This window comes from Coriobacteriaceae bacterium, assembly GCA_025757745.1.
Classification (GTDB): Bacteria; Actinomycetota; Coriobacteriia; order Coriobacteriales; family Coriobacteriaceae; genus Collinsella.
On the sequence record CP107217.1, the window covers coordinates 340,118 to 358,803 of the forward strand.

The following is an 18,686-nucleotide window of genomic DNA, read 5'->3' on the forward strand; positions in this document are numbered from 1 at the left end:
CACCACAAAGGTGCCTGTCCCCTTTGTGGTGGTTTTGGTGTTGGTTAGCCGATGGGTTCGGTGTATTTGGCACGGTCGGTGCGTTGGATGCGCTTGGAGACATGGAGCGGGCGGCCGTCGGTGTCGTAGACGTAGTCGGTGATCAGGATCAGCGCCTGCCCGCGCTCAACGTTGAGCAAAAACGCCTCGTTTTGCGAGGCATAGCACACCTCAAAGGTCTTATGCCCCTGTGCCGGCGCGCGATGGAACTCCTGTCGTAGCGTGGCGTAGAGTGAACCGTTGATATCGCGATCGATGAGCGTCTCGAAGCTTGGCGGCAGGTAGGTGGTCTCCAGGCACAGCGGCGCGTCGTCCAGATAGCGCAGGCGGACAAGTTTGACGAGCTTGCTGCCCACGGCGGCGTCAAAGAACTTAGCTATGCTGCCGGCCGCCTTGGCAAAGCCCGAGTCCACGGTGCGCGTGGTGGGCTTCATGCCCTGGCCTTCGACCTGCTTGGTATAGCTCGAAAACACTAGGTTGTTCTCGTGGAGCGCGGGCGTGTCGGCCACAAAGGCGCCGCGCCCGCGCTCGGTACGAATTAGGCCCTCATCAACGAGCACCTTAAGGGCGTGGCGCACGGTGCTGCGCGACAGGCCCGATTCGTCCATGAGTTCCATCTCGGACGGCAGCTTGTCTCCGCGCGCGTAGGTGCCGGCGGCGATGCGGTCGCGCAGCATGTCCGCCAAACGCTCGTATTGGCTCAGTTTCTTTTTAGACGAAGCGTTCATGCGATCAACCTGTATCTAACTTGTATGCGTATCTAATCAAGCATGTATTCAATACAACAACAAAACCGCTGGTAGCTAGTTATCGAAAACCGCATCAGCAAAATTTCTAAGACAAATATAGCATACAACTAGTCGACATAACCAAAACATGTATGTAACTTGTATGCCATCGAGAGCATCAAACGAGAAGAAAGGCTGATGCACGATGACTACTCAGGAACAGGTTAAGGATGTCGTCTCCCAGGTTTTGGCTGACAAGGCAGACAAGGGCGGCATCAAGCGCGTCGTGTGGATTGGCGCTGGCGGATCCAACGGCGGCAACTATCCTGCCCAGTACTTTATGGAGCACGAGGCCACGCAGGTCGCGAGCTCCAGCTACACCAGCAACGAGTTCGTGCACGCCACCCCGGCCTACGTCAACGAGAACACCCTGGCCGTCGTCGTGTCCATGCGCGGCACCAAGGAGACCATCGTCGCCGCCCAGGTCGCCAAGGACCACGGCGCCAGCACCATCGCCATCTATGTTGACGAGTCCGGCCTCACCGAGGTCTGCGACTACAAGATCCAGTACGACAGCCTGGCCGTCGACGAGTCCTGCATGGGCCGCACCAACTCCGCCGTCGTGACCATGATCGCCATGGAGCTCACGCAGCAGACCGAGGGCTATGCCGAGTACGAGACCGCTATGGCCGCGTTCGACTTGGTCGACCCTATCTATCGCAAGGCCGTCGAGTACACTCGTCCGCTCGCTGCCAAGTGGGCCGAGCAGAACGCCGACAAGCCCTGCATCAACGTCATGGCTCAGGGCCCGCTCTTTGGTGCCGCCTACGTCTTTAGCATCTGCAACGTGCAGGAGATGCTGCAGATCGACTCCTGCACCATCAACACCTGCGACTTCTTCCACGGCCCCTTCGAGATTCTGGACAAGCGCACCTCGCTGTTCCAGCTCATCAGCGTCGGCCGCAGCCGCTGCAACGACGAGCGCGGCATCCGCTTCGTCAACCAGTACGGTGGCGAGCGCGTCTATCAGCTCGACGCCAAGGAGCTCGGCCTCAACGACATCAAGGATAGCGTGAGCGAGTACTTCAACCACCTGATCTTTGCGCCGATCCTTAACAACGTGTACATGCGCGCGCTCTCTGCCGTCACCCACAAGGACTACATGACGCGTCGCTACATGTGGAAGCTGGATTACTAGGGGATATTGGTTCCGCCGTTCTACCGAACGGCGGACCGGCCGACGCTGCGCACCCGGCATTTGGCCAATCTGCCGTTCAATTTCAAAGGCGCGACCAGAAGGTCAGCGCCTTTTCATTTCACGGCACCTTGGCTCAAATGACGGGCGCTCGCTGACATTGCCAAAACGTCGGCGTTGCCGTGGTTGGCACTTGGGGACGTTTCTTTTGTGCTGGCACTTGGGGACACTCCTGGGAATCATTTCCTCGTTCGCCGATTTGTGTCTTGAAAAATGTATATAACGACTATAACGTAGTGTGAAACATATTGGAAACAATACCGAGGAGGCTGCGTTGAAGAAAAGCAATCTGGGCTATGTGCTGGTGCTGGTCGCCGCGCTTATGTGGGGCAGCATCGGAATCTTTGTAAACGGCATCTCGGCCATGGGCGTCTCGTCCCAGAGCATGGCTGCCTTTCGCTTGTTGGTCGGAGCGCTTATCTTGGCGCCGGTCCTGATGTTTATGGGCTGCCGTCCGGGTGAGGGGTCTACCGTGGCTCAGGGTCCGCTGGCCCTGTTCAAGGCAAGCCCTAAAGAGCTTGTTCCCTGCGCGCTTGTCGGTATCGTCGGTTTGGCCGCCGCCAACACCTGCTATTACGAGTGCATGGGCGAGGTGGGCATGTCCACGGCCTCGGTGCTGCTCTACACCTCGCCGGTGTTTGGCGTCATGCTCGGTCGCGTGCTTTATCGCGAGGACGTGACCCCCAACAAGCTCGTTGCCATTGTCTTCAACATCGTTGGCTGCGTGCTTGCAGTGACCAATGGCGACCTTTCCGGTTTTCATTTTTCGGTTTGGGGCGTCACGTCGGGCGTGATTGCGGGCCTTTGCGGTGCGTCGCTCGCGGTGTTTAGCCGGATAGCAACTAAGACGGTCCACCCGCTGGCTGTCACGTTTTGGGGCTTTGTTTTTGGCGGTGCGGTTATGGCAGCTATCGCGGCTCCGTGGCCGGATGTCGCCGCGGCGATGTCGCCACAGCTGCTGCTGCTGTTCCTTGGCTTTGGACTCATCCCCACAGCCGTGGCTTACATCTTATATATGCAGGGTCTGTCCATGGGGCTCGAGACATCGAAAGTTCCCGTCGTAATGTCTTTCGAGACGGTCGTCACCGTACTGGTGGGCATTGGTGTCTATGCCGAGCCCGCCGGCGCGATCAAGGTTCTGGGCATTGTGCTGGTGCTCGCGTCCATCCTGATCATGAATACCGACTTCTCCAAGCTGCGCAACAGCGTGTTTGTCGGTCATGTCGTTGAGAGCATGACCTTTAAGCCCAACGCGTGGTGGACGGAGAAATCGCAGGACATGGATCTGTTTAAGGAACGCACTGGCATCGCGCTGGAGCCCACCGTGCAGGAAAGCCCCTGGTACTTCGTGCGATAGGGGATTGGCGAGGCGTCTGATCGGGCGTCGCCAAGGCAGCGCCGACCTACCCTGCACCAACGTTTCGATCGCGTTAAACCCGTCAACGGTCGATTTTCACCCGCGAACGGTCTTTATACTAATTAGCAATATAAGCAACGTATAAGACGTTATAATGACCATAACGAAAAGGAGGAGGCAAGATGAATCAGATCATTCTCGCATCTCATGGCGGCCTGGCCGCAGGCGCCAAAGACACGCTCGAGATGGTTCTCGGCGACGTGTCGAACGTCCACGTCGTGTCGCTTGCTCGTGACGACAAGGAGCCCATCACCAATAAGGTGGACGCCATGATCGCCACGTTCAACGCGGACGACACCGTCTATGTGCTGACCGATATGCTCGGCAGCTCGGTCAACAACAACATGGTCGAGCTTTCCAAGAACGGCACGAAGTTCACGGTTGTCAGCGGTTTCAACATCCCGCTGGCGCTCACGCTCGCTATGAGCCCCGTTCCCGTCAAGGGCGCCGAGCTCGCGGCCCTCATCAATGAGGCCCGCACCGGTCTGACCAACCCCAACGCACCGGTCGAGGCCGCCGCGGCTCCCGCCAAGAAGGCCAAGGCGTCCCGTCACAGCTCCGGTCCCGCCAAGATCGTCCTCGCACGTCTTGACTACCGTCTGCTGCACGGCCAGGTCGTCTTTACTTGGACCACCAAGGTTCAGGCCGAGCGCATCATCGTCGTCGACAACGCTGCCGCCAACGATGACATCAAGAAGGGCGCTCTTAAGCTGGCCAAGCCCCAGGGCGTGCGCCTGAACGTCTTCACCGTCGAGCGTGCCCTCGCCAAGATGGATAAGCTCAACACCCTCGGCGAGCGCGTCATGTTCGTCTTTGGCAACACTGCCGAGATGCTGCAGTTCTGTCAGGGCTACAAGCTCGACGCCATCAACCTGGGCGCCACCGCCAACCACGACGGTGCCGATCAGGTCGGCGGCAAGGACAGCTCCGTCTTCCTCGACGCCACTCAGAAGGCCGACGTCAACCAGCTGCTCGACATGGGCATCAAGCTCTATGTCCAGCAGACCCCTACGTATCAGAGCGTCGACATCGACGCCAAGCTGTAATCAACCAGGCTTTTGCCTGACTGAAAGGAGAAGGGTATGAATACGTTCATCAGTGCGGTGCTCGTCGGCCTCGTCGGCGTGTTCTGCATGTGGGACTCCCGCCTGCTCGGTCGTCTTAACTTCGAGCAGCCCCTCGTTGGCGCTACGCTCGTCGGTCTGCTGCTGGGCGATGTGCCCACCGGCCTTGCCGTCGGTGCCGCCGTCGAGCTCGTGTCCATGGGCCTGGTGCAGGTCGGCGCCGCCGTTCCGCCCGATATGGTCCTGGGCGGCATCGTGGCCGCTGCCTTTGCGTGCCTGACCGATGCTTCCGCCGAGACCGCCATGACGATCGCCATCCCGGTCGCCGTCCTGGGTCAGCTCCTCGGCATCGTGTTCCGTTCCATCATCGCCGCCCTCACCCATGTGGCAGATAGCGCGATCGATAACGGAAAGTTCAAGACCGCCTACCGTATGCACATCTGCGCTGGCCCCGGTCTGTACGCCGTCATGTACTTCCTGCCGATCTTCCTCGCCGTCTTTGTTGGCACCGACCTGGTTCAGGCCATCGTCAACATGGTTCCCGAGTGGCTGTCCACTGGTCTTAACGTTTCGACCAAGATCATGACCGCCTACGGCTTGGCCCTGCTGCTCACCATGATGATCAAGAAGGGTATGACTCCGTTCCTGTTCATCGGTTTCCTGCTCGCCGCTTACCTCAACCTGTCCGTCATCGCGGTCGCTCTGATCGGTGTGTGCCTGGCTGTCGTCTTCATGGGCTTCAAGTTCAACGGTTCCCATGCAGCCGCCGGTGTCGATTCCGACTACGATCCGCTCGAAGACGACGAAGACTAAGGAGGAACACACTATGGCAACCGCAACCAAGGACGTGTCCCTGAACAAGAAGGTCAGCCAGTTCTTCTGGCGCTCCTGGGCCATCCAGGCCTCTTGGAACTACGAGCGTCAGATGAACATGGGCTTCCTCTACGGCATGGTTCCCACGCTCGATCGCCTCTATCCGGACGAGTCCGACCCCAAGCAGCTCGCTGCTAAGAAAGAGGCTTACCACCGTCACATGGCGTTCTACAACTGCACCCCGCAGACGAGCGCCTTTATCCTGGGTCTCACCGCCTCCATGGAGGAGGAGTACGCCAAGGATCCCGAGAACTTCGATCCCGATTCGATCAACGCGGTCAAGACCTCCCTCATGGGTCCGCTTTCCGGCATCGGTGACTCCTTCTTCCAGGGCACCATCCGCGTTATCGCCTTTGGCCTGGGCGTTCAGCTGGCTCAGCAGGGCTCCATCATGGGCCCGATCCTGGCCATGCTCATCTCCATCGTCCCCTCTGTGCTGATCACTTGGTTCGCAGCCAAGATGGGCTATCAGGGTGGCCACGAGTACCTGAGCAAGCTTCAGGGCGGCGACCTCATGGAGAAGCTCATGTATGTCTGCGGCATCGTGGGTCTTATGTCCGTGGGCGGCATGATCGCTACGCTGATCGGCGCTACTACCCCGCTGCAGTTCGCTGAGGGTACCGTCGTGATCCAGGACATCCTGGACGGCATGATGCCCCAGATGATCTCCCTCGGCCTCACCGGCCTTATGTACTGGCTCATCAAGAAGAACGTCAACACCGGTTGGCTTCTCGTGATCGCCATCGTGGGCGGCATCGCCCTCTCCGCGGCCGGCATCCTGGCCTAGTCGCGACTAAGCGCCTAACCGCTTTCCCCCGGGGGCCTGCCTGGCATCCCATACCCCAGGCAGGCTTCCATCCCCAATAATGTGACAAAGGGACAGTTCCTTTGTCGCATCCTCAACGGGCCGGCGACTCGGTCCAAACCACGGTAACCCTGCGAGCGCCCGGCAATGTGGCGCCGCAAAAATCGAAAGGAATGTGTCAGATGTACGAGATCGACCTTAACCTCCCTAAGCAGATCGTCGCTGACGTCCTGTCCAACCACGAGATCCACAGCGTCGCCTTCGTCGGCTGCGGCGCTTCCATGTCCGACCTGTACCCCGCCAAGTACTTCCTGGCCAACAACACGGACAAGCTGAACGTTCAGATCTTCACCGCTAACGAGTTCAACTACGACACGCCCTCCTGGGTCAACGAGCACACCTTCGTGATCACCTGCTCCCTCGGTGGCTCCACGCCCGAGACCGTCGAGGCCAACAAGACCGCCAAGAAGCACAACTGCCCGGTCGTCTCCCTCACCAACAAGGCTGGCTCCGCTCTGACCGTTGACGCCGACCACGTCATCGTTCACGGCTTCCACGCCAACTACGCTGCCAAGTGCGAGAAGCCCGGCTATGCTATCGCTCTTGCTCTCGAGATCCTTCAGCAGACCGAGGGCTATGACCACTACGAGGACATGATCACCGGCCTCACCAACATCTTCGATCTCTGCGAGAACGCCGCTCAGCACTGCAAGAAGCTCGCCAAGAAGTTCGCCGAGGACTTCAAGGACGACAAGATGATTTACTTCATGGCTTCCGGTGCCTCCGAGAAGATGGCTTATTCTCACGCCGCCTTCCTGTTCACCGAGATGCAGTGGATCGACGCCGCCGCCTACAACACCGGCGAGTACTTCCACGGCCCGTTCGAGGTTTCCACCGAGGGTAAGCCCTACGTCTTCTTCATGTCCGATGGCGCCACCCGTCCGATGGACGCCCGCGCCCTCACCTTCCTTGAGCGCATGGGCGCCAAGGTCGCTCTGATCGACTCCAAGGACTACGGCCTGGCTGACGCCGTGCCCGCGAGCGTCATCACCTACTTCAACCCGCTGCTGCACCTCGCCGTTATGCGTGAGTACGGCAACCAGATCGCCGAGGCCCGTCAGCACCCGCTGACCATGCGTCGCTACATGTGGAAGCTTTCCTACTAATCACAAGTAAGTAGACCTTACGGGTTGATTGAGAGGGGATGGGGTTTGTGCCCCGTCCCCTTTTTTGCTCTGGGGAGGGCGTGTTCGTCGTTCCATAAAACCCCAGATAAAACCTACCAAAATAAACCTGTCCCTTTTTGGCAGGTGGGAGGAGATGCGTATGATCAAGGCAGTGCTGTTTGACATGGACGGCGTGCTGGTCGATACCGAGTGGTTCTACAACCGTCGCCGCGTGGCGTTTATGGAAGAGAAGGGGTTCCACTTTGACGAGATTCCCGATCTTTCGGGGTCTAACGAGCCCGCCATTTGGGAGGCGCTGGTGCCCGACGATATTGAGCTGCGCGAGCGTTTGCGCGTGGAGTACAAGCAGGTCTATAGCCCGGACCATCCCGTTCCGTATGCCGAGCTGCTCAACGAGCAGACGGAGCCGGTGATGCGCGAGCTGCACGAGCGTGGCGTGAAGTGCGCTATCGCGAGCTCGTCCTATCGCGAGCTCATCGACGAGCTGGTGGAGATTGCCGGCATCGCCGACGTGCTAGACTACACCATCAGCGGTCACGAGTGCAGTGCGTTTAAGCCCGATCCCGAGATCTACCTGCGTGCCATGGAGGCGTTGGGGGTGGAGCCTACCGAGTGCCTGGTTATCGAGGACTCGCCTTTGGGTATCGAGGCCGGCAAGCGCTCCGGCGCCCGCGTCCTGGCGCTGCGCCCGCACGAAGGCGTCAACCTGGACCAGTCCGCCGCCGACGCTATCATCGACAACCTGACCGACATTTTGACTGCTCTGTAGCGTCGATTCACCGCAAGAAGCACGGGTTCAAACGTTTTTTGCGGTGGACTGGCTCAATTTGGTTTCGATTTTGATCTGTTTGGCTTCGATTCGGGCTAAGTGAGTAGACTTTTTGGCGCAGGCCGAGCACAAAACATATCTTCCTTTGTAAAACCGCAGGTCACAGGGGTGGCGGTTTTGGGTGTGCTCTGCAGGTCGCGTAAAGTCTACTCACTTGTAATTTGGGCCTTTGGTCGTGGGGCTGCTGGTCTCGTTTTGGTTGTCGAGGGAGGGTGAATTGAAGCGCCTCCTCTCGCTCCATGCTACAATCGCGGGCATGCCTCACAACTAGATCTGCCTTCGAAAGGAGCCTCCGTGGCGAACGCCATCGATCAGCTCACGGACCGCGTGCTCGTGCTCGGCCGCCTCACCATCGTCCGCCGCGCCATCACCGCCGTGGCGGTCACCATTTCCGCCGTTCTCCAGACATTTCTGATCCAGGCGTTCATTCGGCCCGCCGACCTGCTTCCGAGTGGTCTCACCGGCGTCGCGGTCCTGCTCGATCGCGTTACCTCGCTTGGCGGCGTTCACATCGACATCTCGCTCGGTATGCTTGCGCTCAACATCCCCGTGGCGCTCCTATGCTGGAGCGGCATTAGCAAGCGCTTCGTCATCTTCTCGATGATGCAGGTCGTGCTCTCGTCGCTGTTCCTCAACGTCTTTCACTTCGCCCCGTTTTTGGGCGACAAGATCATGCTCATCATTTTTGGCGGCGTGGTCTCGGGTCTGGGCGCTGCCATCGCGCTCAAGTCCGGCGCATCCACCGGCGGCACCGACTTTATCGCGCTGTGGGTCTCCAACCACACGGGCAAGACCATCTGGGGCGTCATCTTTGGTTTCAACTGCTTTATCCTGGCGATCTTTGGCTTTATGTTTGGCTGGGACAAGGCGGCGTACTCCATCGTGTTCCAGTTTATTTCGACCAAGACCATTGACAGCTTCTATCGTCGCTACGATCGCGTGACGCTGCAGATCACGACGCGCAAGGCGGACGAGGTCATGACCGCCTATGTTGACCATTTTCAGCACGGCATTAGCTGCGCCGAGGTCATCGGCGGATACAGCCGCGAAAAGATGTACCTGCTGCACGCCGTTGTCTCGACCTACGAGAGTCAGGACATTATCAAGCTGGTGTGCGACATTGATCCCGGCGCCGTGATCAATGTGTTCCACACGCTCAACTTTGTGGGCGGCTGGTGGGGCGGTCATGTCGACGAGCCCATGCCCACGGCCGTTCCCGATCCCGACAAGCCCGCACGCATGGCCAGCAGGCAGGCGCGCCTCAGCGAGCAGGACAGCCTGCAGCAGGACGACGGCAGGTAGGGTATTGGCATTTTGCCGGCCTGGCGCAACCCTTCCGAACGAGCCCCTCGAAAGCCTCGCTGCTTTCGAGGGGCTTTCGTTTTCCCAGATAAAACCTACCAAAATGAAGCTGTCGCTTTTTGGTAGGGAGGGTGTATCGTTTTATCATTATGAGGTAACATGAAACTAGACGTTATATACGTATTAGTTATTTCGATATTTCGATAAGAGTGATTAGATATGCCTGCGCCTAAAAATGCACCGCTTTACCAGCAGATTTACGACGAAATCAAGGATGCGATCGAGAAAGGTGTTTATGCGCCCAAGGAGCGTATTCCGTCCGAGCTTGAGCTGGCCGAGCAGTACGAGGTGAGCCGAATTACGGTGCGCCGCGCCGTCGAGGAGCTGTGCTCTGATGGCTACCTGGTTAAGCAGCAGGGCCGTGGCACCTTTGTTTCCACGCCGCACATCAATCGCCAGTTTCACGCCTCGACGCTGCAGACGTTTACCGCGCTGTGTGCCGATAATGGCATGAAGGCGGGCGCGCATGTGGTCGATCGCCAGATTGTGCCGGCACGTCAAAACGAGATGGAGTTCTTTGGCCTGCAAAAGGACGCGCTGCTGCTGCATATTAAGCGCGTGCGTACAGCCGACGGCGAGCCCATCTTTGAGGAGAACATCTTTGTGCCGTTTGATGCCTACCGTGAGCTGTTGACGGCCGATCTTGAGGACAAGTCGATTTTTGCCGAGGTCGAGCGTGTTGGCGGAACGCCGATTGTCTCGGTTGGCTACCGCACGGTCGAGGCCGTTCGTGCCAATACCGAGCAGGCGGCCGAGTTGGGCGTTGCTCCGCACGATCCGCTGCTCAACCTGCGTGCCAGCTTTACCGGTCCCAATGGCGAGCCGGTCCTGATGGGTAAGCAGTACTACGTGGGATCGCGCTACGTTATGGTGATGTAGGGTTGGTTCCGCCGTTCTGACGAACGGCGGACCGGCCGACGCTGCAAGCCCGCCAGAGCGGCAATCTGCCTTTCAACTTCGGCGGCATGACCAGAAGGTTCCGCCGTTCTAACGAACGGCGGACCGGTCGACGCTGTAAACGCCCCTAAGCGGCAATCTGCAGAATGAGCGTGGATAATCTCCCGTTTTTGGTTTGGTGACGGGTTCAAAGTGGGAGATTATCCACACTTATCCGGAAAGTGCCCAAAAATCCACACTCATTCGCCTTGGATTGCATCGCCCGTGGCCGACAGCCACGCGGCACCGGTCCGCGTGGCGGCGTATAATCGGCGGCAGATGACTTAGACGTTAGGAAACCATGACCGATAGCATGCAGCAGATGGCGCTCGACACGCTCGGCGCTTATTTTGGCTACACCTCGTTTCGCCCGGGACAGGACCGCATGGTCGATGCGATCCTTGCCGGTCGCGATGCGCTGGGTGTTATGCCCACGGGCGCCGGCAAGTCCATTTGCTACCAAGTTCCCGCGCTCATGCTGCCCGGCATCACCTTTGTGGTGAGTCCGCTGCTGTCGCTTATGGAGGACCAGACCCGTGCGTTGCTCGCGGCAGGTGCGCGACCCAGCTATCTCAACTCCAGCCTTACCCCGGCCCAGCAAAACACTGTGCTCAAGCGGGCGCGCGAGGGTCGCTATCAGCTTATGTACGTGGCGCCTGAGCGTCTGCTCGAGCCGCGCTTTTTAGCCTTTGCGCAGGAGGCCGCGGCGGACGGCGGCATTGGCGTGCCGCTCGTGGCCATTGACGAGGCCCACTGCGTGAGCCAATGGGGCCAGGATTTCCGCCCCGCCTACCTGCAGATTCGCGAGTTCATCGATTCCCTGCCGCAGCGCCCCATCGTGGCGGCCTTTACCGCTACGGCGACCGAGCGTGTGCGCGCGGACATTCAGCAGATACTCGGCCTGCAAAATCCCGCGACGGTGGTGACGGGCTTCGATCGCAAGAACCTCTACTTTGGTTGCGAGGAGATGGGCGACAAGGCCAAGACCGCCTGGGTGCGCGACTATGTGATTGCGCATTCGGGCGAGAGCGGCATCGTGTATTGCTCGACCCGCAAGACGGTCGATGCGCTGGCAGGCGAGCTTGCCGAGGCGCTGGGCCCCAGCGGCATTCGCGTTGGCCGCTACCATGCCGGCATGGGCAACGACGCCCGCCGCCAAAGCCAGCGCGCCTTTATCGACGACGATATCCAGGTGATGGTTGCCACCAACGCCTTTGGCATGGGTATCGACAAGCCCAACGTGCGCTATGTGATCCACAACAACGTGCCCGAGAGCATCGAGGCCTACTACCAGGAGGCGGGCCGCGCCGGCCGCGATGGCGATCCGGCCAGCTGCCATTTGCTGTGGAACGGCAACGATTTTCGTATGCGTCGCTTTCTGATCGACCGCGGCGATGCTGCCGATGAGGCACTCGACGACGAGCAGCGCGCGTGGGCGCTCCAGAATCGATATCGTCTGCTCAACCAGATGGAGGGCTACTGCAGTACCACCGGCTGCCTGCGCGAATACATGCTGCGCTACTTTGGCGACGAGGCCGCGGCCGAGCATGCTGCTTCGGCTGGTGCGGGCGCCACCGCCATGGATGACGCCGAGGGCTGCGGCAACTGCAGCAACTGCCTCACGCAGTTCGAGGTCGAGGACGTCACCGATATGGCCCGCGCCGCCGTGCGCTATGTGGCCGCGCGACCCATGCGCTTTGGCAAGTCGCTCATCGCCGACGTGCTTCACGGCGGCAATACCGAGCGCATTCGCCAGATGCATCTGGACGAGGACCGCGGCTACGGTGAGCTGTCGAGCGAATCGGTCGGGCGCATCAAGGGCATCATCGGCCAGCTGTGCGGCCGCGGTTATCTGGCCACCTCGCAGGGGCAGTACCCGGTCGTGGGACTGGGCCCGCGCGCCGGCGAGGTCGAGGACGAGGCGTTTGCCTTTACCGTTAAGCGTCGCGCGTCCAAGCGCAAGGCCTCGGCCCGCGCTCGCCGTGCGGTGGATCTGCTGCGCGAGGAAGCCGAGCTGGATCAGCGCCCGCGCGTGGGTGACGATGCCGAGCTGTTCGAGCGCCTGCGCGCCCTGCGCAAGGAGATCTCGACCGAGCTGGAGATGGCGCCGTACATGGTCTTTTCCGACAAGGCCCTGCGCGGCCTGTGCCGCCTACGTCCGCAGGCGCGCGACGAGCTTATCCAGGTCAACGGCATCGGCGAGAAAAAGGCCGACGCCTTTGGTGAGCAGTTTATGGCGGCGATTGAAGAGTTCGAGTCCGAGCATGCACGGAATGGAGCATAACGATGGCATCCGACGATAAAACCGAGCGCACTGAGGTGTCCGCTGTTCCGCTGTACCAGCAGGTTATGGACGACCTGAAGGGCGAGATCGCGCGTGGCGTGTACGCATCCGGCTCGCGCATTCCTTCCGAGATGGAGCTCGCGAAGTCTTATGGCGTGGGGCGCGTCACCGTGCGCCGCGCCATCGAGGAGCTGTCGCGCGCGGGGTATCTCAACCGCCAGCAGGGGAGGGGCACGTTTGTGTGCGCGCCCAAGCTCAAGCGCAAGATTGTCCAGAAGGGCGACGTTCAGAGCTTTTCTGAGGGTTGCGCTGCCAACGACATGGTGGCCGGAGCACGCCTGGTGTCGCGCACGGTGGTTGCGGCGACGCGCGAGGACGCGGCGTTTTTTGGGGCGGAACCCGGCTGCGAGCTCATCGTTGTCGAGCGCGTGCGCACGGCAGACGGCGTGCCCGTCATGCTCGAGAACAACGCCTTTGTGCTGGCCGACCATCCCTATCTGCAGACGCTTGCCGACAAGGACCTCACGGACAATTCCATCTTTGCGCTCGTTGCCGAGCATTCGGGCCGCGCGCCGCTCAAGTCCGACCCCTGTACTGTGGAGATTGCGCTTGCCGATGCTCAGGCAGCCCCGCTGTTGGAGGTGCCGGTCGGCGAGCCGCTGTTTTATATGGAGGCGTACTTTACCGATGAGGACGAGCGGCCCTTGCTGCTCGGGCGCCAAAAGATCGTGGGCTCGCGCTACGTGTTCGACATCTAACGTCCACAGATAGAACAATATAGAACAAATTTGGTGAAATGACTTCACGGGTGTCGTCGTGCGTGCTATATATAGGACAACATAGAACGACAGCAGGTACGAGCTGTCGTCGTTCTAAACCGCCACACAAGGAGGGGCACCACCATGAACGCACATGATCTGGTTCAGGAAATTATCGAGCGCAAGGGCAAGATCGAAAACGTCTTTTGGATCGCTTGTGGCGGTTCGATGATCGACCTGATGCCGGCCAACGAGCTGCTCAAGCGCGAGGCCACCACGTTTACCTCGACGGTCTACACGGCACGCGAGTTTTGCCTGATGGCCCCCAAGAGCTTAGGGCCGAAGTCGCTCGTTATTGCCTGCAGCCACAGCGGCAACACGCAGGAGGTCGTCGACGGCTGCGAGATGGCACTGGCCGCCGGCGCCGAGGTCGTCGCCCTCACCGACTGCGAGGGCTCCAAGATCGATAACGGCAAGTGGACTACCTGGGTCTACCCCTGGGGCGAGGGCGTGTCGCAGGCCGAGGTGCCGCAGGGCATCGGCGCCCTGATCGCTGCCGAGCTGCTCGACCAGCAGGAAGGCTACGAGGCGCTCGCCGACATGTACGAGGGCCTCAAGCAGATGGATGTGCTGCTGCCCGCCGCCCGCGAGAAGGTCAACGCCGAGCTGGGCGCCCGCTTTGCCGAGCTCTGCCAGCAGCACAAGTTCTTCTATATCCTGGGGTCCGGCCCCAACTTTAGTCAGACCTACGCCATGGCCATCTGCTCGCTCATGGAGATGCAGTGGCAGCACTGCTGCTATATCCACTCCGGCGAGTACTTCCACGGCCCCTTCGAGGCTACCGAGCCCGGCGTGTTCTACTTTGTGCAGCTCGGATCGGGCGAGTGCCGCCCCATGGAGGAGCGTGCACTCGCGTTCCTCAACACGCACACCGATACGGTCATGGTGCTCGATGCGCTCGAATACGGCGTGGGCGAGGTGCCCGCCAGCGTCCGTTCGTTCCTGGAGCCGATCTTCTTCTACGCGATGAGCTGCGAGCTGCGCGCCGCCCGCGGCAAGGTGTTCGACCACAGCCCCGAGATCCGTCGCTACATGGGCATCGAGCAGTACTAGGTAACGGGAATCATCTTTTTGACGGGGTCTGCGCTGCGCGCGGGCCCCGTTTTGCGTTGTGGCGGCCGGATTTGTGTTTGCGCGAAAACGAAGGTGAATACTTTTCCGCGATGTGAACGACCTATTTTGGACCCCCGAAGCATCCACACTTTTTGGCGGCAAAACTGCAGGAAAAACCCGACGGAACCGCAGGAAACAGCGCCTGAAAAATGTCGATGCTTCGGGGGCTCGATTTTACTCGTTCACTTCTCGGGAAAAGTATTAGACCTAAATGTGCGAGGGTGTTGCATGAGCAAAAAAAGCGGGCCGCGCCGGGGATTTCCGGCGCGGCCCGCTTAGTATCGCGCTTAGATTCGCAAGGTTGCGGCAGCCGGCGGCCTACTTCGCGTCGTATGCCTCGGCGTCCCACCAGTCGAGCTGGGCGATGTTGTCGCGAATGTGCTGGCAGCTCTTGTGGAAGCCCTCGAGCTCATACTCGGAAAGGTCGAGCGTGTAGACCTCCTCGACGCCCTCGGCACCGATCACACACGGCAGGGAGGTGAAGATGCCCTCCTCGCCATACTGGCCGGTCATGAGCGTGGAGGCGGAAAGCACGGCGTACTCGTTGTGAAGCACAGCGGCGCAGACGCGCGCGGCGGAGTTGGCGACGGCGTACTCGGTGCACTGCTTGCCCTGGTAGGTCACATAGCCGCCCTTGCGTGCAAGCTCCTCGACCTCCATGTGGTCGAAGGCGTACTTGTCGGGGTTCTCGGCCTGAAGCTCGTTAAGGCTCTTGCCGGCGATGGTCGCGGCCTTAAAGGCTGCAAGCTGGCTAAAGCCGTGCTCGCCGATCATATAGGCGTCGATGGACTTGGGGCTCACGCCGACCTTCTTGGAGATCTCGGTGCGCAGGCGGGCGGAGTCCAGGCCGCAGCCCGAGCCGATGATCTTCTTGGGATCGTAGCCGGTCAGGTGCCACAACTCGGTGCACACGACGTCGCAGGGGTTGGAGATGCTCACGAAGATGCCGTCAAAGCCGGCGTCGACGATGCGCTTGGCAAAGGTGCGGGCGGCATCGGTGGTAAAGAACAGCTCGCCGTCGCGGTTGCCGGCGGCCAGCGCGACCTTGCCGGCGGCGTTGACGATGACGTCGCAGCAGGCCAGCTCCTCGTAGTGGTCGTAGCAGTTGACGATTTTGGTATTGTACGGGACAAACGAAAGGGAGTCGCGCAGGTCCTGGACCTCGGACGTCACCTTGGCCTCGTTGATATCGCACAGGTACAGCTCATCGGCAATGCCCTGCATAAGCAGGCTGTTGGCGACATGTGCTCCTACGTGGCCCTGGCCGACCACACCGATCTTACGCGTCTGGTACATATACGTATCCTTTCGGCCGAGTTTTTCGCGTCGAACCATTGTAGCGTCCTGCCACCACTTTGCTAGACTAAAGCGCCGCAGATTTTTGGGACATGCCTTAATCTCTACTTTTGGAGTGATTTGGGCCGCTGACGGCATCGCTGGGCGATGCGCTCGCGCGGATGGGGCCGGTCGTTGTACCATAGCTGCAACTGACTCGTAAGGAGCATCCATGCCCATTCGCATTCCCGACGCCCTCCCTGCCGCCGCGCAGCTCGAGAGCGAGAACATCTTTGTCATGACCGAGTACCGCGCGCTGCACCAGGACATCCGTCCGCTGCGCGTGCTCATCCTCAACCTCATGCCCACCAAGATCGCCACCGAGACGCAGATCATGCGCAAGCTCTCCAACACGCCGCTGCAGGTGGAGGTGGACCTGCTGCGCACCAAGACGCACGAGGCCACGCACGTGAGCGCCGGCCATCTGGAGACGTTCTACCGCACGTTCGACGACATCCGCGACATCCACTACGACGGCCTGATCATCACGGGCGCGCCGGTGGAGCAGATGCCGTTCGAGGAGGTCGACTACTGGCCCGAGCTCTGCCAGATCATGGATTGGTCCACCACGCATGTGCACTCTACGCTGCATATTTGTTGGGGCGCGCAGGCGGGGCTCTACCATCATTACGGTATCCAGAAGTACGATCTGCCGGCAAAGGCGAGCGGCGTTTTCGAGCATTATCTGGTGAAGCCGCAAAGCCCGCTGGTCCGCGGCTTCGACGACCGTTTCTATGCCGTGCACTCGCGCAACACCGATGTGCGCCGCGAGGACGTGGAGGCCGAGCCGCAGCTTGAGGTCGTGGCCGTGTCCGACGAGGTGGGCCTGTATATCGTCAAGTCGACCGACAGCCGCCGCTTCTTTGTCTTTGGCCATCCCGAGTACGATACCGACACGCTGCGTTTGGAGTACGAGCGCGACGTGAAGCGCGGGCTTAACCCTCAGGTGCCGGCGCATTACTTCCCGAACGACGACCCCACCGCCGAGCCGCGCAACGTCTGGCGCAGTCAGGCTCAGCTGTTCTACACCAACTGGCTCAACTACTACGTCTACCAGACCACGCCCTACGACCTGGCCCGCGCCGGCGAGGAGCACTAGGCTGCGGCCGTGGCTGCGACTGTGGCTGTGCTCACGGCATGACGAGCGTGGATTATCGGACACGCGAGCGTGGATTTTCGGACGTTTACAAATCGAGCGTGGATAATCTCCCACTTTTGGCTTGAAACTAGGCTCAAAACGGGAGATTATCCACGCTCATTTTTTATATGTAGATGCCGATGGCTCGGCTAAGAGACGGTGCGCGCAGAGGCAAGTTCGCATTTGGCGTGGTCTTGAATCTCGACGGGTTTTTCTTTCTGATAATCCGATGGACCAAGGCATCAAATTGTGGAGACAGGGACCTCTCGACAACCGCCCTACCTGCAGATATAAGCCATCAGCCTAAAACGTCCAAAACCGTCAAGCATTTGGTCAGCGCCTGGACAGCATTTGGTCAGACTTCGCATGAAACCGTCTGGTACGTTTGCGCCGTTCCAAGATTTGGGAGGCGACATGGGAAACATGACGGCGAATCAAAGACTTGCAAGTCACATTAAAGCATGCGAACAGCAGATGAGCTGCGTGTACGCACGCACGGCGGCGGAGGCAAAGCAGATTGAGCGGCGTGTGGCGGCGGGAAGTCTAGAGGCGGTCATGCCGGGGCTGTATGCGCGTCCGGATTATTGGTCCGAGCTCAAGTTTCGGCAGCGTTATCTGCATCGGGTGCGGGCCCTTGCGCAAAAGCATCCCGACTGGACGTTTTGCTCCTATACGGCGGCTGTTATCTATGGCCTTTCGGTTTCGCATGCCAATTTGACGCACATCCATATCGCCGCGGCGCCGGCGCAATCGACGACGCCCGGCTCTCAGGTGATTCGCCATCGTTATGCTCGTCAAACACGGGCAATCCAGATGGATATTGCCGTGACCGATATCAATCAAACGATTACGGATTGCCTGGTCGATGCATCGTTTGTCGAGGGACTGATCATTGCGGACTCGGCGCTTCATGAGCAGCTGTTGTCGAAGGAGCATCTCGTTGAGGCAGTCGACAAGCTTGGCTTAAATCGTCGCGGTGTTGTGACGGCGCGAAGTGTTGCGCGGTGTGCCGATGGCCTATCGGAAAGCGGTGGCGAGTCCAAGGCGCGTGCTCTGATGATTGAGCGCGGCTGGCAGACGCCGGAGCTGCAAGTTGAGCTGTTCGACCCGGTTGAACCGGGGCGGCCGTATCGAGTTGACTACTTGTGGCGTGTGGGCGACCGGCTGATTATCGGAGAGTTCGACGGATTCGTTAAAAGCGAGAAGGCAGCGGAGGAGGGCAAGCTCGCGAAGGCGCAGTTTGATGAGCGCCAGCGCGAGTCGAGGCTTTCGCTGCTTGATAACTGCAAGATCGTGCGCTTGTGCTGGGATGATTTGAGGGACCCGTCAAAGCTCGATCGCAAACTCAAAGTTGCCGGCGTGCCGCGTGCGTGTTGAGGCGGTTGCAGGACGTTGAGCCGCACGAGCGCGGAAATCCAGACGGACGAGCGTGGATAATCTCCCACTTTTGGCTCGTAAGGGGGCTCAAAGCGGGAGATTATCCACGCTCATCTTGCGGGTGCG

At 59.9% G+C, this 18,686-nt stretch carries 16 protein-coding genes; 14 read left to right on the forward strand and 2 right to left on the reverse strand.

The features are described 5' to 3' along the window. Window positions 1–44 precede the first annotated feature (44 nt). On the reverse strand, window positions 45–767 hold the full coding sequence (locus tag OGM60_01340; protein ID UYI99465.1) for a GntR family transcriptional regulator: 723 nt from the start codon (window positions 765–767) through the stop codon (window positions 45–47). Window positions 768–972: 205 nt separating this feature from the next. On the opposite strand from OGM60_01340, the gene OGM60_01345 reads away from it, so the two are divergent. The 12 genes from OGM60_01345 (at window position 973) to OGM60_01400 (ending at window position 14,650) form a co-directional block, all read left to right on the forward strand. After that, window positions 973–1,965, forward strand: a complete 993-nt coding sequence (locus OGM60_01345) for an SIS domain-containing protein (protein ID UYI99466.1) — start codon at window positions 973–975, stop codon at window positions 1,963–1,965. 331 nt (window positions 1,966–2,296) lie between these two features. Next, window positions 2,297–3,379 carry a DMT family transporter gene (locus OGM60_01350; GenBank protein UYI99467.1) on the forward strand — a complete coding sequence of 361 codons (1,083 nt, stop codon included), beginning with the start codon at window positions 2,297–2,299 and terminating at the stop codon, window positions 3,377–3,379. Window positions 3,380–3,561: 182 nt separating this feature from the next. Next, complete coding sequence (locus OGM60_01355; GenBank protein UYI99468.1) at window positions 3,562–4,485, forward strand: PTS mannose/fructose/sorbose transporter subunit IIAB; 924 nt, start codon at window positions 3,562–3,564, stop codon at window positions 4,483–4,485. Between the two features lie 36 nt (window positions 4,486–4,521). After that, complete coding sequence (locus OGM60_01360; protein UYI99469.1) at window positions 4,522–5,316, forward strand: PTS sugar transporter subunit IIC; 795 nt, start codon at window positions 4,522–4,524, stop codon at window positions 5,314–5,316. Between the two features lie 13 nt (window positions 5,317–5,329). After that, on the forward strand, window positions 5,330–6,163 hold the full coding sequence (locus OGM60_01365; GenBank protein UYI99470.1) for a PTS system mannose/fructose/sorbose family transporter subunit IID: 834 nt from the start codon (window positions 5,330–5,332) through the stop codon (window positions 6,161–6,163). A gap of 200 nt (window positions 6,164–6,363) precedes the next feature. Further along, a complete protein-coding gene (locus tag OGM60_01370) occupies window positions 6,364–7,347 on the forward strand; it encodes an SIS domain-containing protein (protein ID UYI99471.1) in 984 nt (327 codons plus the stop codon). A 160-nt stretch (window positions 7,348–7,507) separates the two neighbouring features. Then, window positions 7,508–8,137: an HAD family phosphatase gene (locus tag OGM60_01375; GenBank protein ID UYI99472.1), complete on the forward strand. Its 630-nt coding sequence runs from the start codon at window positions 7,508–7,510 to the stop codon at window positions 8,135–8,137. A gap of 354 nt (window positions 8,138–8,491) precedes the next feature. Next, window positions 8,492–9,499, forward strand: coding sequence for a YitT family protein (locus OGM60_01380; protein ID UYI99473.1), 1,008 nt, complete (start codon window positions 8,492–8,494; stop codon window positions 9,497–9,499). A gap of 219 nt (window positions 9,500–9,718) precedes the next feature. Further along, the gene (locus OGM60_01385; GenBank protein UYI99474.1) at window positions 9,719–10,438 is read left to right on the forward strand and encodes a GntR family transcriptional regulator; all 720 of its coding nucleotides are present in this window, start codon (window positions 9,719–9,721) and stop codon (window positions 10,436–10,438) included. A 358-nt stretch (window positions 10,439–10,796) separates the two neighbouring features. After that, window positions 10,797–12,779: an ATP-dependent DNA helicase gene (locus OGM60_01390; protein UYI99475.1), complete on the forward strand. Its 1,983-nt coding sequence runs from the start codon at window positions 10,797–10,799 to the stop codon at window positions 12,777–12,779. 2 nt (window positions 12,780–12,781) lie between these two features. Continuing rightward, window positions 12,782–13,537, forward strand: coding sequence for a GntR family transcriptional regulator (locus tag OGM60_01395; protein ID UYI99476.1), 756 nt, complete (start codon window positions 12,782–12,784; stop codon window positions 13,535–13,537). A 144-nt stretch (window positions 13,538–13,681) separates the two neighbouring features. Next, entirely contained in the window at window positions 13,682–14,650 is a 969-nt protein-coding gene (locus OGM60_01400) for an SIS domain-containing protein (GenBank protein UYI99477.1), read from the forward strand. Between the two features lie 378 nt (window positions 14,651–15,028). On the opposite strand, the gene OGM60_01405 is transcribed toward OGM60_01400, so the two are convergent. Further along, complete coding sequence (locus tag OGM60_01405) at window positions 15,029–16,006, reverse strand: L-lactate dehydrogenase (GenBank protein UYI99478.1); 978 nt, start codon at window positions 16,004–16,006, stop codon at window positions 15,029–15,031. A 211-nt stretch (window positions 16,007–16,217) separates the two neighbouring features. Between OGM60_01405 and metA the strand changes: the two genes are divergently transcribed. Both metA and OGM60_01415 read left to right on the forward strand, forming a co-directional pair. Then, on the forward strand, window positions 16,218–17,144 hold the full coding sequence (gene metA, locus OGM60_01410; protein UYI99479.1) for a homoserine O-succinyltransferase: 927 nt from the start codon (window positions 16,218–16,220) through the stop codon (window positions 17,142–17,144). A gap of 513 nt (window positions 17,145–17,657) precedes the next feature. Continuing rightward, window positions 17,658–18,560, forward strand: a complete 903-nt coding sequence (locus tag OGM60_01415; protein UYI99480.1) for a hypothetical protein — start codon at window positions 17,658–17,660, stop codon at window positions 18,558–18,560. Window positions 18,561–18,686 lie beyond the last annotated feature (126 nt).